This is a genomic window from Paraburkholderia terricola, from assembly GCF_003330825.1.
Taxonomy (GTDB): domain Bacteria; phylum Pseudomonadota; class Gammaproteobacteria; order Burkholderiales; family Burkholderiaceae; genus Paraburkholderia; species Paraburkholderia terricola.
The window spans coordinates 383,368-400,830 of sequence record NZ_CP024941.1; the positions used below are offsets into that span (position 1 = coordinate 383,368).

The 17,463-nt window shown below is 63.6% G+C and carries 18 protein-coding genes; 6 read left to right on the forward strand and 12 right to left on the reverse strand.

Annotated elements, in window-relative coordinates:
* Entirely contained in the window at positions 1 to 1,128 is a 1,128-nt protein-coding gene (gene mutY, locus CUJ90_RS01775) for an A/G-specific adenine glycosylase (RefSeq protein WP_208645231.1), read from the forward strand.
* A 32-nt stretch (positions 1,129 to 1,160) separates the two neighbouring features.
* Here the strand turns inward: mutY and CUJ90_RS01780 are convergent, their stop codons facing one another.
* The 11 genes from CUJ90_RS01780 to kdsD all read right to left on the reverse strand — a co-directional run bounded on the left by CUJ90_RS01780 (position 1,161) and on the right by kdsD (position 10,570).
* On the reverse strand, positions 1,161 to 1,793 hold the full coding sequence (locus CUJ90_RS01780; RefSeq protein WP_073429412.1) for an LON peptidase substrate-binding domain-containing protein: 633 nt from the start codon (positions 1,791 to 1,793) through the stop codon (positions 1,161 to 1,163).
* A 39-nt stretch (positions 1,794 to 1,832) separates the two neighbouring features.
* Positions 1,833 to 2,726: an RNase adapter RapZ gene (gene rapZ, locus CUJ90_RS01785; RefSeq protein WP_073429413.1), complete on the reverse strand. Its 894-nt coding sequence runs from the start codon at positions 2,724 to 2,726 to the stop codon at positions 1,833 to 1,835.
* A gap of 97 nt (positions 2,727 to 2,823) precedes the next feature.
* On the reverse strand, positions 2,824 to 3,792 hold the full coding sequence (hprK, locus tag CUJ90_RS01790; protein WP_073429414.1) for an HPr(Ser) kinase/phosphatase: 969 nt from the start codon (positions 3,790 to 3,792) through the stop codon (positions 2,824 to 2,826).
* 127 nt (positions 3,793 to 3,919) lie between these two features.
* The gene (locus tag CUJ90_RS01795; RefSeq protein ID WP_073429415.1) at positions 3,920 to 4,435 is read right to left on the reverse strand and encodes a PTS sugar transporter subunit IIA; all 516 of its coding nucleotides are present in this window, start codon (positions 4,433 to 4,435) and stop codon (positions 3,920 to 3,922) included.
* 284 nt (positions 4,436 to 4,719) lie between these two features.
* On the reverse strand, positions 4,720 to 5,076 hold the full coding sequence (gene hpf / locus CUJ90_RS01800) for a ribosome hibernation-promoting factor, HPF/YfiA family (RefSeq protein ID WP_073429416.1): 357 nt from the start codon (positions 5,074 to 5,076) through the stop codon (positions 4,720 to 4,722).
* A 171-nt stretch (positions 5,077 to 5,247) separates the two neighbouring features.
* Positions 5,248 to 6,762 (reverse strand): RNA polymerase factor sigma-54, encoded by a 1,515-nt coding sequence (locus CUJ90_RS01805; protein WP_083084707.1) that lies wholly within the window; start codon positions 6,760 to 6,762, stop codon positions 5,248 to 5,250.
* 184 nt (positions 6,763 to 6,946) lie between these two features.
* A complete protein-coding gene (gene lptB / locus CUJ90_RS01810; RefSeq protein ID WP_073429418.1) occupies positions 6,947 to 7,732 on the reverse strand; it encodes an LPS export ABC transporter ATP-binding protein in 786 nt (261 codons plus the stop codon).
* Entirely contained in the window at positions 7,729 to 8,400 is a 672-nt protein-coding gene (gene lptA / locus CUJ90_RS01815; RefSeq protein ID WP_114161836.1) for a lipopolysaccharide transport periplasmic protein LptA, read from the reverse strand. The genes lptB and lptA overlap by 4 nt, the downstream gene beginning before the upstream one ends.
* A 21-nt stretch (positions 8,401 to 8,421) precedes the next feature.
* Positions 8,422 to 9,030 carry an LPS export ABC transporter periplasmic protein LptC gene (gene lptC, locus CUJ90_RS01820; protein ID WP_073429420.1) on the reverse strand — a complete coding sequence of 203 codons (609 nt, stop codon included), beginning with the start codon at positions 9,028 to 9,030 and terminating at the stop codon, positions 8,422 to 8,424.
* Positions 9,027 to 9,587, reverse strand: a complete 561-nt coding sequence (locus CUJ90_RS01825; protein ID WP_114161837.1) for a KdsC family phosphatase — start codon at positions 9,585 to 9,587, stop codon at positions 9,027 to 9,029. Before CUJ90_RS01825 ends, lptC begins: the two co-directional genes overlap by 4 nt.
* The gene (gene kdsD, locus CUJ90_RS01830; RefSeq protein WP_114161838.1) at positions 9,587 to 10,570 is read right to left on the reverse strand and encodes an arabinose 5-phosphate isomerase KdsD; all 984 of its coding nucleotides are present in this window, start codon (positions 10,568 to 10,570) and stop codon (positions 9,587 to 9,589) included. The genes CUJ90_RS01825 and kdsD overlap by 1 nt, the downstream gene beginning before the upstream one ends.
* 149 nt (positions 10,571 to 10,719) lie before the next feature.
* Here kdsD and CUJ90_RS01835 point away from each other — a divergent pair, with 149 nt between their 5' ends.
* The 5 genes from CUJ90_RS01835 to purU all read left to right on the forward strand — a co-directional run bounded on the left by CUJ90_RS01835 (position 10,720) and on the right by purU (position 15,872).
* Complete coding sequence (locus CUJ90_RS01835) at positions 10,720 to 12,723, forward strand: monovalent cation:proton antiporter family protein (protein ID WP_073429423.1); 2,004 nt, start codon at positions 10,720 to 10,722, stop codon at positions 12,721 to 12,723.
* 41 nt (positions 12,724 to 12,764) lie between these two features.
* A complete protein-coding gene (locus CUJ90_RS01840; protein WP_073429424.1) occupies positions 12,765 to 13,331 on the forward strand; it encodes an adenine phosphoribosyltransferase in 567 nt (188 codons plus the stop codon).
* 54 nt (positions 13,332 to 13,385) lie between these two features.
* Positions 13,386 to 14,000, forward strand: coding sequence for a LysE family translocator (locus tag CUJ90_RS01845; RefSeq protein ID WP_073429425.1), 615 nt, complete (start codon positions 13,386 to 13,388; stop codon positions 13,998 to 14,000).
* 37 nt (positions 14,001 to 14,037) lie between these two features.
* Complete coding sequence (locus tag CUJ90_RS01850; protein WP_114161839.1) at positions 14,038 to 14,886, forward strand: NUDIX hydrolase; 849 nt, start codon at positions 14,038 to 14,040, stop codon at positions 14,884 to 14,886.
* A 116-nt stretch (positions 14,887 to 15,002) separates the two neighbouring features.
* Positions 15,003 to 15,872, forward strand: coding sequence for a formyltetrahydrofolate deformylase (gene purU, locus CUJ90_RS01855; protein WP_083084697.1), 870 nt, complete (start codon positions 15,003 to 15,005; stop codon positions 15,870 to 15,872).
* Positions 15,873 to 15,959: 87 nt separating this feature from the next.
* On the opposite strand, the gene CUJ90_RS01860 is transcribed toward purU, so the two are convergent.
* On the reverse strand, positions 15,960 to 17,180 hold the full coding sequence (locus CUJ90_RS01860) for a PepSY-associated TM helix domain-containing protein (RefSeq protein ID WP_114161840.1): 1,221 nt from the start codon (positions 17,178 to 17,180) through the stop codon (positions 15,960 to 15,962).
* Positions 17,181 to 17,463: the final 283 nt, after the last annotated feature.

A 17,463-nucleotide genomic window follows, 5' to 3' on the forward strand; every position in this document is an offset into this window, starting at 1 on the left:
ATGCCCTCTCGCTTATCTCCGCGTTCGTCCCCATCGGCCGCACGCCAAGCCCCCGCGTTTGCCGCGATGTCCGATTTTTCCGCGCGGCTGATTGCGTGGCAGCGCCAGCATGGCCGTCACGGTTTGCCGTGGCAGAACACCCGTGACCCGTATCGCATCTGGCTGTCTGAAATCATGCTGCAGCAGACCCAGGTGTCGACGGTGATTCCGTACTACGCGAAGTTTCTGGCGCGTTTTCCCGATGTTGCGGCGCTGGCCGCCGCGCCCGTGGACGATGTGATGGCGCTGTGGGCCGGCCTTGGCTACTACACGCGTGCGCGCAATCTGCATCGTTGCGCGCAGGCCGTGGTCGAGCAGCATGGCGGCGCGTTTCCGGCATCGGTGGATGAGCTTGCGGCGTTGCCGGGCATCGGCCGCTCGACGGCGGCGGCGATCGCGTCGTTCGCCTTCGGCGCGCGCGCGACGATTCTCGACGGCAATGTGAAACGCGTGCTGGCGCGCGTATTCGGCGTGGAAGGTTTTCCAGGTGAAAAGAAAGTCGAGAACGCGATGTGGACGCTGGCGGAGTCGCTGCTTCCGTCGAATGCATCGGACGACGACGTGAGCGCCTACACGCAAGGTCTGATGGACCTCGGCGCGACGCTCTGCGTGCGCGGCAAGCCGGACTGCCTGCGTTGCCCATTCGCCGCCGACTGCGTGGCCAATCTGAGCGGACGCCAGCGCGAATTGCCCACCGCGCGGCCGAAGAAAACCGTGCCGACGCGCCGCACATGGATGCTCGTGCTGCGCGACGGCAACGCGGTGATGCTGGAAAAGCGCCCGCCGTCAGGCATCTGGGGCGGCTTGTGGAGCCTGCCCGAAGCCGCCGGCGAAGACGCGCTCGTCGAGCGTGCGCGCGCCTTCGGCGGCGATGGAACGGTTTCGCCGCTGGCGCCGCTCACGCACGTATTCACGCATTTCAAGCTGAATATAGAGCCGCGGATCGCCGAACTCGATCGTGGGGCGGGCGCGTTGGCCGCGCTAGCCGATTCCGACACCGCGTGGGTCGCGCTAAGCGATCTCGACTCGTTCGGTGTGCCAGCGCCGGTGCGCAAACTGCTGGACGGTTTGCAGGGTTCGCTGATCTGAACGAATCCGGTAAAACAACAAGCGCCAGCGCTTCAAAGCAGTTGATGCTGCTGCATATAGTGATGAACCACGTCGATGCGCGCGCCGGCGTCCTGTACTTCCATCAATTTCTGGCGCGCGCGCAGCGCGATCGGCAGCACTTCCGCGAGACGGTTCGACACCCATGAAGGGTCCTCGAGCCTGAACGGCTCTGCGAACGGCAGGCTGTCGGGGTCCCGTTCACGGATCGTTGCGATGATCCGCTCGAGCACTTCGGCGCACGCGCCGAACTTGGCCAACTGGTCGTTGCCCTCGAGCGGCATGTCGTCGCCGAGCGGCTCCGCCATGCCGACCAGCAAGCCGCTCGACTCCACGCGATGCGACAGCAGACGGAAGCGCCGCGTGCCGCGTGCGCGGATCAGCAGCATGCCGAACGCTTCGACGTCGCATTCCTCGATTTCGGCAAGACAGCCGATTGCTTCGGGTACCGACGGCTCTTCTTCACGCGCCACCTCGGCACCGCTTTTCAGCAGACAGACGCCGAATGGCGTCTTTTCGCGCAGGCAGTCGCGCGCCATGTCGAGGTAGCGCGCTTCGAAAATCTTGAGCGGCAGCAGTCCGTCGGGAAACAGCACCGTATGCAGCGGAAACAGCGGCAAATCGGCAAGCACAGTAGAAGAAGACATGGCGCAACGCTTCGAGTTGAGGCCGCGCGATGCGGCCAGTTAAGCCACTAATCTCGATGACTGACCGGCATCTACCGGCGCATCCCTGTGCCGCACAATCACATTCGCCGAAGGCGCGAGACGCGCGGCGAGCGTCTCCGCAATGAACACCGAGCGGTGCTGGCCGCCCGTGCAACCGATAGCGACCGTCAGATAACTGCGATTGTCGTCACGGAAATGCGGCAGCCATTTGGCGAGGAATTTCTCGATGTCGTCGATCATTTCATGCACGAGCGGCACTGCGTCGAGAAAATCGATCACCGGTTTGTCGAGGCCCGTGAGCGGCCGCAATTCATGATCGTAGTACGGGTTCGGCAGCGTGCGCACGTCGAAAACGAAATCGGCGTCGAGCGGCACGCCGCGTTTGAAGCCGAATGACTCGAACATCAGCACGAGTCCCGCGTCTTTCTGCTCGATGAAGCGTTTGACCCACGCGCGCAGCACGTTCGCGCGCAGATTGCTGGTGTCGATCTGATGCCCGAATTCGGCGAGGCCCGCCACGAGTTCGCGTTCGCGTTCGATCGCTTCCGCGAGCGAGGTGAGCAGGCCCACGTCCGCATCGTGCGCGGTGGAACCGGATAGCGGATGGCGCCGACGCGTTTCGGAGAAGCGCTGAATCAGCGACTGCGTGCTCGCGTTCAGAAACAATACGCGCACGTCGTGAGCGCGCGACAGGTCGCGGATCATGGCGGGCATTTCGTCGAGCGAAGCGCTCGAGCGCGCGTCGATGGCGACGGCGAGGCGGTCTTGCCCGTCCACGGCGAGGTAATTGGCGAGTTGCGGCAGAAAACGCGGCGGCAAATTGTCGACGCAGTAATAGCCTGCGTCTTCAAGCGCGTTCAGGGCAACTGACTTGCCGGAGCCGGATATACCGGTGATCAGGATTATGCGCATGGAGTCGTGGGATCCGTACATTTCATCATAGCATCTGGTCTCCCGTGCGCGTACCCGCGGCTGCCGGTGGCCGCGGGCGCGACGTGGTGCAGCCAGCCTAGATCAATTTGCCGGGGAACTGGCTATCGGGGTCCTGCATCGCCAGACGCTGGCGATCCATGAAGTCACGCAACGTGTCGATGCCGCGCAGTTGCAGGATGGTGTTGCGCACGGCCGCTTCCACCAGCACCGCGAGGTTGCGGCCGGCGGCCACCTGAATCGTCACTTTGCTGATCGGCAGGCCGAGTACGTCGACGGTTTGACTCTCCAGCGGTAGCCGCTGAAATTCGCCGTCGGGACGGCGTACCAGTTGCACGATCAGCTTGAGCTTCATTTTGCGGCGGACCGCGGTTTCACCGAAGATCGTCTTGATGTCGAGCAGGCCGAGGCCGCGCACCTCGAGCAGGTTTTGCAAGAGCGGCGGGCAGCGCCCTTCGACGAAATCCGGGCCGAGCCGCACGAAGTCCACCGCGTCGTCCGCGACGAGGCCGTGGCCTCGGCTGATCAGTTCCAACCCGAGCTCGCTCTTGCCGAGGCCCGAGTCGCCGGTGAGCAGCACGCCCATGCCGAGGATGTCGAGAAACACGCCGTGCAGCGTGGCGCGCGGCGCGAGGATGCGCGACATGTAGAGGCGCAGGCTGTCGATCACAGCGGCGGCCGACATTGGCGTGGTGAAAAGCGGCGTGGACGAGCGCGTGCAGCGCAGCACGAGTTCCGGCGGTGCGGCGACCCCGCCCGCCACCACCAGAAACGGCGGTTCCAACGCGATCAGCTCGGCCATGTGGCGCGAGCGGTCTTCGTCGGTTTGGCGTGTGTAATAGTCGATTTCGGCGTCGCCGAGCACCTGGATCCGGTTCGGGTGGATCAGGTTCAAGTGGCCGACGAGGTCTGCGCTCGACGTGGCATTGGCGACCGATTCCGAAGAAAAGCCGCGTTCCCAGCCTTCATGCCCCGTCAGCCAGCTCAGCTTCAGCGTGGCGGCGTTGTCGTCGAAAATGCTTTGGGCGTTGATGCTGGACGTATCCATGAGTCAGTGACTCCAGTGTGGGCCGCGTGCCGGGCAAGGGGGCGGCCGCGCTAACGCGGGCCGTGCACCTTCCCAGGCTGAACCCGCGTGCTGGCGGGTGACCGGCGTGCGGAGAACCGCCGATGCATCAAGGTTGCCACTGAGTGAGCAGGCGATGCAACGATTCGCGGTCTGCTTCCGTGTGCAGGCGCTCGCGGGCCTCGCGGTCGGACAACAACTGGGCGATTTCCGAAAGGATTTCGAGGTGCTGCTGGGTGGCCTGTTCCGGTACCAGCAGAAAGATCAGCAGCGAGACCGGCTGACCGTCAGGCGATTCGAAGGGGATGGGTTCGGCAAGACGCACGAACGCGGCGAGCGGCTGCTTCAAGCCTTTGATCCGGCCATGCGGAATCGCGACGCCCTCGCCGAGCCCCGTCGATCCGAGGCGCTCGCGCGCAAACAGATTGTCAGTGACTGTGCTGCGGGCGATGCCGTTCTGGTTCTCGAAGATCAGGCCCGCTTGCTCGAACACGCGCTTCTTGCTGGTGACCGATAGTCCGACGACGACGTTCTCGAGGGGAAGAAATTTGGCTAAACGATTCATGTTGACAGGCGAAAACGTGGCCTGGGTTCTCCTCGCTGGGGCATTTGAGTGGTGTTCCATTCGTTTGATGCTCACGGCGACGTACGTGGAGCCCGAAAGCGCAGGACTCCGGCCGACGACCTCCATGTGAACTAACTAGACCCCGATGGTAACCGGAACATTATAGAACAGGGTAGCCGCCGATGGTGCGGCGCGCCATCGATGCCCCATAGGTTTATTCGAAGGACAACTCGTGCCGCGCCGCCGCACCAGAAAGGCGCCTGGAAACGAAAAACCGCCCGGTCTTGGGCGGTTTGGCTGGTGAAAACGGAAGCGAGGAAAATGAAGAAAACCTTCTAATTTTCCTATTGCGGCGGCACGTCTAGCAGCGGCGCCGGTTGGTACTTGATCGCCTCATGCGCATGGCCCTGCAGACGATCTTTGTGGCGTATCACTTGTCGGTCAAGCTTGTCGATCATCAGATCGATCGCAGCGTAAAGATCGCTGTCACAGCTCTCGACAAAAATGTCCTTGCCCTTGAGATGAAGGTTGATTTCAACCTTTTGACGCTTTTCCTTTTCCTTATGGTTGTCGACCGAGAGGACCACACTGCCGTCGATGACCTGATCGAAATGTCTTAGCACCCTATCCAGTTTGGTGATCACGTATTCGCGCAACGCAGGCGTTACTTCGAGGTGGTGTCCACTGATCTGCAGATTCATAGTGCTTCTCCAAGCTAATGGCCGCTTGGTCCACACGATGACGTAGGTCCGGTCGATCTGTCGGCTTGCCTGAGTCGCCCCCCGGTGACTGACTTCTGGCAGGTCGCATCGGCCGGCCTGTCCGCCAAACTGCGGAGCGGCCGGTAAATGCCCGCCACGGAAGGCGACGGGCTACAGAGACTTGCGCAGGTTGACTGCCGGAATCTTGAGCGCTTCGCGGTACTTCGCAACGGTACGCCGTGCGACCACGAAGCCCTGTTCCGCCAGCAGTTCGGCTATGCGGCTGTCTGAGAGAGGCGATTTCGAGTTTTCCGCTCCTATCAGTTGTTTGATGAGCGCGCGAATGGCCGTGGAAGAAGCCGCGCCGCCCGTGTCTGTCGAAACGTGTGATCCAAAGAAGTACTTAAATTCAAGCGTCCCGAATGGGGTCAGCATGTATTTACCGGTTGTCACACGCGAGACAGTTGACTCGTGTAGACCCAGCGTATCAGCAATTTCCCGCAAAACCAAGGGGCGCATGGCAATTTCGCCGTGCACAAAAAAGCTCTTTTGACGCTCGACAATGGCTTGCGCGACCCGGAGGATCGTTTCGAAACGCTGCTGGATATTTTTGATCAGCCAGCGCGCTTCCTGCAGTTGCTGGCGCAACGATCCGCTGCCGGGATCGCCGCGGTTATTGCGCAAAATATTCGCGTACAGGTGGTTGATGCGCAGCTTCGGCACCACTTCCGGATTCAGTTCGGCCTGCCACCCCTGAGCCGTCTTGCGCACCATGATGTCCGGCACCACGTAGTCCGCTTCGGCCTTGCCGTAGGCGGCGCCGGGGAACGGTTCGAGCGAGCGGATCAGCAGGTGGGCATCGCGCAGGTCGTCGTCGCTTGCCTTCAGATGTTTGCGCAGACGCGTGAAATCACGGGCCGCGAGCAGTTCCAGATGATGCGCGACGATCTCGAGCGCGAGCGTGCGGGTAGGAGACGGTTCGAGCCGCAGCAATTGCAGCTTCAGACACTCCGACGCCGAACGCGCGCCGACCCCAGCCGGGTCGAAGCTATGCAGCAGCGCGAGGGCCGCGTTCAGTTCATCCAGGTCGACTTCGAGTTCTTCCGGCAGGTCGGCCAGCACTTCTTCGAGCGTGGCGGCGAGGTAGCCGTCGTCGTCGAGCGATTCGATCAGGAAGGTGATCAGCGCCCGGTCGCGTTGGCCCGCCTGAGTGACGCGCAATTGCGCCATCAGGTGGTCGCGCAGCGAGGTGCTCGATTCGTGGATCTGCAGCGGGGGCAAATCGTCGTCGTCGGACGCATTGCCGGAGCGGCCGTAGTCGTCCAGATTCCATTGCGACGCGTCGCCGTTGCTGTCGCTCGCGAGACCGTTGTATTCGTCGACGCCCTGCGGCTCGCCGTTCTCCGCGCGCTCGCTGCTGCTAGACGATGACGACGTATTGCCGCCCATCTGATCGGGCGGCGGTGAGGAGTTGGGCGACTGGGCAATCAGCGAGCCGTCGGCCGCCACGCGCAGGGGGCTCGCGATCCAGTCGTCCTCGTTTTCGAGGAGCGGATTCTGCGAGATCGCCATGGCGACTTCCTGCTGCAGTTCGAGCGTAGACAGCTGAAGCAGCCGGATGGACTGCTGCAGTTGCGGGGTCAGCGCAAGATGCTGCGATAGGCGGAGTTGGAGGCTGGCTTTCATGGCAATTTGAGATTCATTGTAGAGAGTTTGCCACGACCGCGATACCTTGCGACATTCGCAATTACGCGTGCACCGCGTTTTCGGCGGTGCTGGGCGCGAAACGGCCCAGATCAAAAATGCTGCGGGGTGCGTGCAAAGGGACCGGCGGGTGGCGCGTTGGCACCGCCGGCAATCCCGTCGCTGCTTACATGCGGAAGTGCTCGCCCAGATAGACGCGCCGCACGCTTTCGTTTTCGATGATTTCGCTCGGCGCCCCGGCGGCCAGCACGCTGCCGTCGCTGATGATGTAGGCGTGGTCGCAGATGCCGAGCGTTTCGCGCACGTTGTGGTCGGTGATCAGCACGCCGATATTGCGCTGCTTCAGAAACTTGACGATCTTCTGGATTTCCAGCACCGCGATCGGATCGACGCCCGCGAACGGCTCGTCGAGCAGGATGAAGCTGGGGTTGGTGGCCAGCGCCCGTGCGATTTCGACCCGGCGACGCTCGCCGCCCGACAGGGACAGCGCCGGATTCTCGCGCAAATGAGCAATCTGCAACTCATCCAGCAAGGCTTCCGTGCGGTTCGTGATGGCCTCTTTCGTGAGCCGCTTGCCGTTGTCTTCGTGCTGCAACTCCAGCACGGCGCGAATATTTTCCTCGACGGTCAGCTTGCGGAACACCGAGGCTTCCTGCGGCAGATACGACAAGCCCAGCGACGCGCGCTTGTGGATCGGCAGCAAGCTGATCGACTTGCCGTCCAGGTCGATTTCACCCGCGTCGAGCGGCACGAGGCCGACGATCATATAGAACGATGTGGTCTTGCCCGCGCCATTCGGGCCGAGCAGACCGACCACTTCGCCGCTTTTCACGTCGAGCGACACGTCTTTGACGACCGTGCGCGAGCCGTAACGCTTCTTCAGGCTGCGCACCACCAGCGAACTGCTGGTGCCGGCCGGCTTACGATTGGGGAGGGACGCGGAAGAGCTCACTGGTTCGGCGCTCCCTGGATCGTGGTGGACGGCGCGAGCGTGGCCGACGCGCCGTTCAGCCCAGCCGCGCCGCCGTTGCGCGGCGCCAGCATCGCGCGCACGCGGCCGCTCGGGTTGCCCGGACCGGCGACGTCCTTGCCCGCCTTGGCGGTGTAGAAGTCTTTCTGGCCGTCATACGTGATGACGCTGCCGCGCACCTGGTCCATCACCGTCGAGAGGCCTTGCAGACGCTTGACCGTGGCGTTGGTGGTGAGTGTGGTGAGATCCTGCTTGCCGTCGTAGTCGATGCGGATAGCCGTGCCTTCGATGTATTCGTCGAGCCCCTCGCGTTTCTGGCGGAAATACGACAGATTGCCGCCGCTCGAGGTGCCGGTGGCGTACTGATAGCCCTGCGGGTCTTGCGTCACTTCCACGCGATCGGCCTTGATCACGATGGTGCCTTTGGTGGCGACCACGTGGCCGGTGAAGACGTTGACCTGCTTGAGGTCGTCGTAAGTCATGTTGTCCGCTTCGACGTTCAGCGGCTTGTCCTTGTCGGCGCGGTCGGCGTGCGCAAGCGGCGCGAAGCCGGCGAGCGGCAACGCGACGATGAGCGCGGCGAGTCCGGCGCGGCACGCGGACAGGGTACGCGAGCGGCCGGTGTCAAAACGGGGGAACGATTCGTTCATGCAGTCACGCCTGGAATGGATTTACCCGGGTTGCTTGGGCGAGTTGCCGCCGGCTTCGGACGCGGCGATCGCGCCTTTCACGTTGCCGAACAGCTTCATCACCCGGGTGACGTTGTTGTAGTTCATGCCGCTGGCAGTCATCACGGACATGCCGCGCTGAAGTTTAACCGGCTTTTCGGTCTCGATCACATCGTCGTTGACCAGCACCCTAAAATGCTGCGAATCCGCCTGCATCTGCGGATCGCCGTTGCCGGGCGCCCGCAGGATGCGGGCGTTGTCGTATAGATCGACGATCGACGCGTCGCCGTTCACCTTGCCGATGTCGCCGGTTGCGGTGACGATCGGCTTGCCGGGCTGGAACGCGCGCATGGCGGGTTTCACCAGGTCGCTCAGTTCGTCGTCTTCGTAATGGATCAGTGACTGGGCCGTCAGGCGGTATTGCGTGGAGCCCGACTGATCGAGTTCGGAAACCGAGAAGTTTTCGGCAAAGTAATCCGGCGTGTGTTCCTTGGGACGCACCACGCCTTCGTTCTGGCGCGGCAGCGTGGCTTGCAGCAGCCACCACGTAATGCCGGCGAGCGCGGCCATCGCGACGAGCGGAATCAGCGACGTCAGGCGAAACTGATTCATCCGACGAGACCCCGCTGTTCGCCGCGACAGGCCGCCGCGAGCAGTGCCTCGTATTTGTGCTGCGCGCGCAGCAGTGTGTCGCAGACTTCGCGCGCCGCGCCGTGACCGCCGCGCGCTTCGCTCACCCAATGAGCGCGCGCGATCACTTCAGGATGCGAATTGGCCGGCGCCGCCGCGAAGCCGACCCTGAGCATCACGCCCAGGTCGACCCAGTCGTCGCCCATGTAGCCGCATTCTTCCGGGCTCATGCCGGTTTGCTTCAACAGGTCCGCGAATGCCTGGGGTTTGTCTTGCACGCCCTGATAGACATGGGCGATGTTCATCTCTTTCGCGCGCGCCGCGACGATGCCCGACTGGCGCCCTGTAATGATCGCCGTTTCGATGCCGGCCTGGCGCAGCAGCTTCATGCCGTGGCCGTCCATCGAGTTGAACGCCTTCATCGTGTCGCCTTCCGCCGTGAACAGCAGACCGCCGTCGGTCAGCACGCCGTCGACGTCGAAAATCATCAGCTTCACGCGGCTCGCGCGTTCGGTAGCGGTAGGCGGGGCGACGGCCATCAGATCACCTTCTTCGAGAACAGATCGTGCATGTTGAGCGCGCCGATCAGCTTGTGTGCTTCGTCGACGACCAGCATCTGATTGATGCGGAAGCGTTCCATCAGTTCAACGGCTTCGACGGCGAGTTGGTCCGGGCCGATGGTGCGCGGCCCCGCGGTCATCACCGAGGAGATCGGCAGATTGCGGAAGTCGCCGTCACGTTCGAGCACGCGGCGCAAGTCGCCGTCGGTGAAGATGCCGGCCACGCGGTCGTCCTGGTCGACGATCGCCGTCATGCCCATGCGCTTGGCGGTCAACTGGAACAGCGCGTCGCGCACGGTGGCCTCGGGCGTGACCTTCGGCACCTGGTCGCCGGTGCGCATCACGTCGCGCACATAGGTGAGCAGACGCCGGCCGAGCGCGCCGCCCGGATGCGAGCGGGCGAAATCGTCGCGGCCGAAACCGCGCGCGTCGAGCACCGCGACCGCGAGCGCGTCGCCGAGCGCGAGCGCTGCGGTCGTGCTGGCGGTGGGCGCGAGATTCATGGGACAAGCTTCTTTCGCCACGGCGGAATTCAGGTGCACGTCGGCCAGTTGCGCAAGACTCGACGACGGGCGTCCGGTCATCGCAATCAGCTTCGCGCCGAGCCGCTTGATGAGCGGCAGGATTGTCACGAGTTCCTCGGTTTCACCGGAGTTGGAGAGCGCGAGAAACACGTCGTCGGCGGTGACCATGCCGAGGTCGCCGTGGCTTGCTTCAGCGGGATGCACGAAGAAAGCGGGGGTGCCGGTGCTGGCGAGCGTGGCCGCGAGCTTGCGCGCCACGTGGCCGGATTTGCCGATGCCGGAAACGACCACGCGCCCACGGCAACCCAGGATGAAATCGACCGCCCCGACGAAGCCATCGTCGAGTTGATCGCGAAGCGCGCGCACCGCGTCCGCTTCGATGTCGAGCACGTCGCGAGCGAGCGCGAGTGCCCGGTCGCCATTGATTTTCGCTATCATTCGCGGAGTATAGCAAAGGCGCTTGTTCGCCGCGCCGGGCCTGCTGTGCAAAGCCGCTACCTTTGACGGCCCCTCAACCTTGTCGCACGGCGTGTCGCGTGCGCGGTTCCGCTGACGAACGAGGACGCTTCACCCATGCGCTTTTGCCGATGATTTCCCCACTCGAAATGACGCTGTTCCTGCTGCTGGCTTCAGTCGCGGGCGTGGTGCTTTTTCGCTTTCTGAATCTTCCACCGATGCTCGGCTATCTGACGGTCGGCATCGTCGTGGGGCCGCACGCGCTAGGTCTGATTCCCGACTCCGCGGGTGCGCAGAACCTCGCGGAATTCGGCGTCGTATTCCTGATGTTTTCGATCGGGCTGGAGTTTTCGCTCGCGAAGCTGCGCTCGATGCGCCGGCTTGTCTTCGGTCTCGGTCTATTGCAGGTGCTCGGCACCATTGCCGTTGCGGTCACGCTCGGCTTCGTGCTCGAACGCTGGGTGCACATCAGGTGGCAGGCGAGCGTGGCGCTGGGCGGCGCGCTGGCGATGTCGTCCACGGCGATCGTCAGCAAGATGCTCGCGGAGCGGCTCGAGATCGAAACGGAGCATGGCCGCAATATCTTCGGCGTATTGCTGTTCCAGGATCTGGCCGTGGTGCCCCTATTGATCGTGATCGCGGCGCTGGGCGGCAATTCCGAGGATCTCATGAGCGCGCTCGGGCTCGCGGCGATCAAGATCGTCGTGGCGTTGGCGCTCCTGCTGATAGTCGGGCAGCGCTTCATGACGCGCTGGTTCAACGTGGTCGCGCGGCGCCGCTCGCAGGAACTGTTCATTCTCAATCTGTTGCTGGTGACGCTCGGCGCGGCGTTCATCACCGACAAGTTCGGCCTGTCGCTCGCGCTCGGCGCGTTCATCGCCGGGATGTTGATCGCCGAAACGCCGTACCGGCATCAGGTGGAAGAGGACATCAAGCCGTTTCGCGATGTGCTGCTCGGTCTTTTCTTCGTCACCACCGGCATGCTGCTGAATCCGCGCGTGATCTGGGAGCATCCGTTCATCGTGCTCGGTTTCCTGGTCGGCCCGCTTCTGCTCAAGGCGGTGATGGTGATGGGGCTGTCGCGCCTGTTCGGCGCGTCGCCGGGCGTGGCGATGCGCACCGGCATCGGCCTCGCGCAAGCGGGCGAGTTCGGCTTCGTGCTGCTGAACCTGATCCTCGACAAGCATCTCGTCGACGCCACGCTGTTGCAGGCGATTCTCGCGGCGATGCTGCTCTCCATGCTGGCCGCGCCGTTCCTGATTCAGAACGCGGACCGTATCGTGCTGCGGCTGTCGTCGACTGAATGGATGATGCAGTCGTTGCAGATGACGCGCATCGCCACGCAGAGCCTGAAGCAAAGCGGCCACGTGATCATTTGTGGCTATGGCCGCGCCGGCCAGAATCTCGCGCGCATGCTGGAGCATGAAGGTTTGTCGTACGTCGCACTGGATCTCGACCCTGACCGCGTACAAGCCGCGGCGGCAGCCGGTGAATCGGTCGTGTTCGGCGATGCCGGGCGGCGCGAATCGCTGCTCGCCGCGGGTATCCATCGCGCGGCGGCGATCGCGATCACCTACGCCAACACGCCGTCGGCATTGCGCGTGCTGCACAACATCCACGAGATGGAACCGACGCTGCCCGTCATCGTTCGTACCGTCGACGACGCCGATCTGGAGAAGCTGCTGGCCGCGGGCGCGACCGAGGTGATTCCGGAAATCGTCGAGGGCAGCCTGATGCTGGCGTCGCACACGCTCGTCGTAATGGGCGTGCCGATGCGGCGCGTGGTGCGGCGGGTCGAGGAAATGCGCGACGAGCGCTATGCGCTGTTGCGCGGCTATTTCCACGGCGCCGACGACATGGACGACGACGACGGCCACGAACAGGTGCGGCTACAATCGGTTCCGGTCGACGAACACGCGGACGCGGTGGGCCGCACGCTCGCGGAATTGGGCCTGTTCGATCTGGGCGTCGAAGTGACGGCGATTCGCCGGCATGGCATTCGCGGCGTCGAGCCGGACCCGTCCACCAAGCTGCGCGCGAGCGATATCGTGGTCTTGCGCGGTCTGCCTGAACAGTTGGCGCAAGCCGAGGAGCTGCTGTCGAAGCACCGGCGCGCGGGCGCCGCCGCAGCCTGACTTGCCTTTCACCGGACCCGCGAGGTCCATCCGGAGACAACATGCCCAACGCGCTCGCGAGCGCGCCGCTCGATGCGGCCGACTACATCAAAAGCCACATTCGCACGGTGCCTGACTGGCCGCAGCCGGGCGTGCAGTTTCGCGACATCACGCCGCTTCTGCAGGAGCCGAAGTCGCTGCGCGTGCTGATCGACCTGTTCGTGCAGCGCTATATCGACGCGAAGCTCGACTACATTGCCGGGCTCGACGCGCGCGGTTTCATCATCGGGCCGATTCTCGCGTACGAGCTGAATCTCGGTTTCATCCCGATCCGCAAGCAGGGCAAGCTGCCGTATAAGCGCGTCTCGCAGTCGTACGCGCTCGAATACGGCGTGGCGACCGTCGAGATTCACGAGGACGCCTGCAAGGCGGGCGACCGCGTCGTGATCATCGACGATCTGATCGCCACCGGCGGCACGATGATGGCCGGCAAGATCCTGCTCGAGGGGCTCGGCGCGGTCGTGGTGGAAGGCGCGGCGATTATCGATCTACCGGAACTGGGCGGCTCGAAGCTACTGCGCGACGGCGGCCTGCCGCTCTACACGGTGACCGCATTCGACGGTCATTGACCGTTCGCCGCGAACCCTCTTTCGCGCACGCTGCACACAAGGAAGGTAACAACGATGCCCAACTTTCTGTTGTTTCTCGCCACGTCGGTCGCCATCACCATGGCGCCTGGTCCGGATAATCTGCAAGTGCTCGCCCGCGGCATCTCGCAGGGTCGCGCGGCGGGGTTGGTCGCGGCGCTCGGTTTCGCGGCCGGCATCACGTTTCACACCACGCTTGCCGCGCTCGGCGTCGCTGCGTTGCTGCGCTCCTCGCCGCTTGCCTTCGAGGCGATCAAGCTGGCGGGCGCCGCGTATCTGATCTGGATCGGCGTGAAGGCGCTGCGCAGCCAGGGCCTCGCCACCGCGCACGAGCGTGCGCCGCAACCGCTAATGGCGGTGTTTCGTCAGAGCGTGCTCGGCAATCTGCTGAATCCGAAGGTGACGCTGTTCTTCGTCGTGTTTCTGCCGCAGTTCGTGCAGCCGCACGGCACGCAAAGCGTCACTGTGCAGATGCTCGAACTCGGCGCGCTGTTCATGTTGCAGACCGTGGTGGTGTTTTCGTTGTTCGGCGTGTGCGCGGGGATCATCGGCGGCTGGTTGAAACGGCGGCCGCGCGTCGGCGTGTGGCTCGACCGCCTGGCCGGTGCGACGTTCATCGCGATCGGGATTCGCGTGGCGTTGCGCGATTGAGCGTCGCGGACACCGCTGAAAACAGTTGGAGCTTCACATGACCTTGCCTTGCATCACCGCCGCGCGCCGCTTCGACGTTCACGCACATCTGCCGTTCTGGATCGACGCGGAGCAGGTCGGCTGGATTCGCTCGACCGATGTGCCGCTGCTCGCGCGCTGGCCCGATGTGTTCGACATCGACAGCGCCCGCGTGACCCTGACGCCAATCTTCAACACGATCGATCTGCGCAGTGCGGCGCTCGGCTCCGTGATCGGCGCACTCGCCGCCGAAGGCCGCATTCCTGGCTGGCGCAACGAGACTTACGCGATCCGCAATGGGTTCGATGCGAAGCCGCTCGCGTATATCGAGCGCGCCGCGTCGCGCTTCTTCGGCACGATGACGTACGCGGTTCATCTGAACGGCGTCGTAGAATACGCGGATGGCGCGCCGCAACTGTGGATCGCGCGCCGCAGCGACACCAAGGCGACCGATCCGGGCATGCTCGACAATGTGGTGGCCGGCGGGATCGGCTGGGGCTTCGGCATCGAGGCGACGATCGTCAAGGAATGCTGGGAAGAAGCCGGCATTCCGGAAGAGATCGCCGTGCGCGCCGTGGCGGGCCGCACGGCTCATGTACTGCAATCGTTGCCGGAAGGCACGCAGGCCGAACAGATCTTTATCTACGACCTCGCGCTTCCGGCCGATTTCGCACCGCGCAACCAGGACGGCGAAGTGGGCGAACACCGGCTCGCGCGCATCGACGAAGTGGCGCGCTGGATCGAGGAAGGCGCAATGACGGTGGACGCGAGTCTCGCCACGCTGGATTGTCTGCTGCGCCGCCGTTGGATCGATGAAGACGCGTGTCCGGGCATTGGCACGTTGTTCGCACCGCCGACGTTCGCCTAAGCGCCCGCGCGAGCGACCCGCGCGCTGAAGTACTACTGCACCGTTGGACCTGAATCGCGCTATCGGGCAGCACACACCGAACGAACCACGCATTGAAGAAGGGAGTCACCCAGGTCATGTCGACCGATCACAGCTTTATCCTCAAACTGTCGTGCGCCGACCGGCCCGGCATCGTCCACGCGGTTTCCGGCTTTCTGTTCGAGCGTGGCAGCAATATTCTCGACTCGGCGCAGTTCGGCGACAGCCGCACCGGCGAATTCTTCATGCGCGTTCATTTTCAGCAGGTGGGCGGCGATCCGGGGCTGGAGGCGCTGCGCACGTCGTTCGCCGCGCTCGCTGAACAGTTCGGCATGCGCTGGGAGTTGCACGATGCGTCGGTGAAGCCGCGTGTGGTGATCATGGTGTCGAAAATCGGTCATTGCCTGAACGACTTGCTGTTCCGCTATCGCACCGGTCAACTCGGCATCGAGATTCCAGCGATCATCTCGAATCACAAAGAGTTCTATCAGCTCGCCGCCAGCTACGACATTCCGTTCCATCACTTCCCGCTGCTGGGCGGCACGCCCGAGGCGAAGGTCGCGCAGGAAGCGCGCGTGCTCGAAGTGATCGACGAGCACCAAGCCGATCTGGTCGTGCTCGCGCGCTATATGCAGATTCTGTCGCCGAAACTGTGCGAAGCGCTCGCGGGCCGCGCGATCAACATTCACCATTCGTTCCTGCCGAGCTTCAAGGGCGCGAAGCCGTATTACCAGGCATTCGACCGCGGCGTGAAGCTGATCGGCGCAACGGCCCACTACGTGACGACGGATCTCGACGAAGGTCCGATCATCGAGCAGGAAGTGGAGCGGGTCGATCACAGCATGACGCCGGAGCAACTGACGGCGATCGGCCGCGACGTCGAATGCGTGACGCTCGCGCGAGCGGTGAAGTGGCACGTCGAGCATCGCGTCGTATTGAACGGCAGCAAGACGGTGGTGTTCCGCTAAAAGCAGCCGACGCGCTTGCAGTGGCGGGGGCCCGACTTTCCGCCAATGCTGCAAGCGTGTGCGCCGGAAGCGACCTTTCCCCGAGAACTACGCTACGGACCTGCCGCCGTCCCGCACGCGGCTTGCGTTTTGCGCCGAACGGCGGCGCGCGTTCAGCTTCTTCAGCCAGATCAGCAGTCCCGTCGCGCTCAGCACGGCGACCGCGATGCCGACCGCGCTAATCAGAATCCGCCCGCCGATTCCCAGAATGCGCCCCGAATGCAGCGGGTACTGCACCTGCATGAAGATGTCGCCGGCCGTGCCCTTGCCGGGAATCTGCGCGCCGAGCGGCTTGCCGGTGGCGGCGTCCCAATACATCCAGGGATTACCCAGGCCGATATCGCCGTGATCGTTGCCGGTCGCGTAGAAGCCCACGCCGTAGGCGTGGAGGAACTCCGCGTAGTAGAGGCCGCCCGGCGGTGCGTTGAGATCACGCGCCTTGCCGGCTGCCTCGGCCAGTTGCACGATGCGCTCGCGGCTCAGCACCTGGTCGCCCGGTTGCGGGGCGCGCAGGATTTCCGGATTGTTGATCGGGTCCGGCGTCAGCGTCGAGAACAGCGACACGATTGGCCGCACGACAGGCGCCGCGAGATTCATCGACACCGACGTCAGCGCGACGATCACCAGCAAGCCCCAGATCCAGACGCCGCCGGAGCGGTGCAAATCGAAGGTGAGCGCATAGCCGCCTCGTCCGAAGCGAAAGGCGAACGACTTGCGCCACGCCTTCAGACTAGGGAACGACAGCCATAGCGCGATCACGCTATCGAACAGCCACACGATCCCGACAATGCCCATCAGCCAGACGCCGATATCGACGCCGCCGGTAAACGGCAACTGCAGCGTGTAATGCAGTTTGTAGATGAAGGGAATCAGGTTGAGCCGGGCGAGCGATGCCGCACCCCATTCGCGACGCCCCTGAATCTCGCCGGTGGCGGGATCGACCGCGATCTGGTTGAAGTCGAGTGTGTAAGGCTGTTTGGTCGCGGGATTGGTGCGCGGCAGCACCATCATCTGCAACGTGCGGCCGGGTTCGGCGGCAAGCGGCAGATACGTCACCTGGAGACGCGGATCGGCGGCTTCCACGCGACGTGCCAGTTCAAGTCCGGAGAGCGCCGGACCCGCGCTGCGGGCCTTGAAGAGCGATGGGTTCAGCGCCGCATCGAGTTCATGATCCCACGCGATGATCGCGCCGGTGAGGCCCGCGACGAACAGAAACAGCGCCGTGGCGACACCGAACCAGCGGTGCAGACGGATGAGTTGCTGCCTCATACGCGAGCCGGAGGGGTAAAGCGGAAGTTCGGATGAGCTGTCACGGCACCGGTTCTGCATAAATGGGAATTGTTCGCATCTTAGGGAATCGTGCCATCGGCTGCAAGTTTTCCGTAAGCGCAACACGGTTAAGCCGACGGAGTGACGTTCGAGCATTGCGCGACGCCCCATCTGGCAAGGCCTCCAGCTCGCATCGGTTATGCGCATGCGGCAAAATGCCGCATCTCGAAGCTTACAATTCGCATAGCTTTTTCGGCATCATCGCGGCCTGTACGAATTGGGA

Bases quoted from the DNA above. Each gene is read 5' to 3' on its own strand.
- lptC (WP_073429420.1), bottom strand. From the start codon at position 9,030: ATGAATCAGTTTCGCCTGACGTCGCTGATTCCGCTCGTCGCGATGGCC.
- CUJ90_RS01805 (WP_083084707.1), bottom strand. From the start codon at position 6,762: ATGAAAGCCAGCCTCCAACTCCGCCTATCGCAGCATCTTGCGCTGACC.
- hprK (WP_073429414.1), bottom strand. From the start codon at position 3,792: ATGGATACGTCCAGCATCAACGCCCAAAGCATTTTCGACGACAACGCC.
- CUJ90_RS01860 (WP_114161840.1), bottom strand. From the start codon at position 17,180: ATGAGGCAGCAACTCATCCGTCTGCACCGCTGGTTCGGTGTCGCCACG.
- CUJ90_RS01825 (WP_114161837.1), bottom strand. From the start codon at position 9,587: ATGGCCGTCGCCCCGCCTACCGCTACCGAACGCGCGAGCCGCGTGAAG.
- mutY (WP_208645231.1), top strand. From the start codon at position 1: ATGCCCTCTCGCTTATCTCCGCGTTCGTCCCCATCGGCCGCACGCCAA.
- rapZ (WP_073429413.1), bottom strand. From the start codon at position 2,726: ATGCGCATAATCCTGATCACCGGTATATCCGGCTCCGGCAAGTCAGTT.
- kdsD (WP_114161838.1), bottom strand. From the start codon at position 10,570: ATGATAGCGAAAATCAATGGCGACCGGGCACTCGCGCTCGCTCGCGAC.
- CUJ90_RS01835 (WP_073429423.1), top strand. From the start codon at position 10,720: ATGATTTCCCCACTCGAAATGACGCTGTTCCTGCTGCTGGCTTCAGTC.
- hpf (WP_073429416.1), bottom strand. From the start codon at position 5,076: ATGAATCTGCAGATCAGTGGACACCACCTCGAAGTAACGCCTGCGTTG.
- CUJ90_RS01850 (WP_114161839.1), top strand. From the start codon at position 14,038: ATGACCTTGCCTTGCATCACCGCCGCGCGCCGCTTCGACGTTCACGCA.
- lptA (WP_114161836.1), bottom strand. From the start codon at position 8,400: ATGAACGAATCGTTCCCCCGTTTTGACACCGGCCGCTCGCGTACCCTG.
- CUJ90_RS01840 (WP_073429424.1), top strand. From the start codon at position 12,765: ATGCCCAACGCGCTCGCGAGCGCGCCGCTCGATGCGGCCGACTACATC.
- CUJ90_RS01780 (WP_073429412.1), bottom strand. From the start codon at position 1,793: ATGTCTTCTTCTACTGTGCTTGCCGATTTGCCGCTGTTTCCGCTGCAT.
- CUJ90_RS01845 (WP_073429425.1), top strand. From the start codon at position 13,386: ATGCCCAACTTTCTGTTGTTTCTCGCCACGTCGGTCGCCATCACCATG.
- CUJ90_RS01795 (WP_073429415.1), bottom strand. From the start codon at position 4,435: ATGGAACACCACTCAAATGCCCCAGCGAGGAGAACCCAGGCCACGTTT.
- purU (WP_083084697.1), top strand. From the start codon at position 15,003: ATGTCGACCGATCACAGCTTTATCCTCAAACTGTCGTGCGCCGACCGG.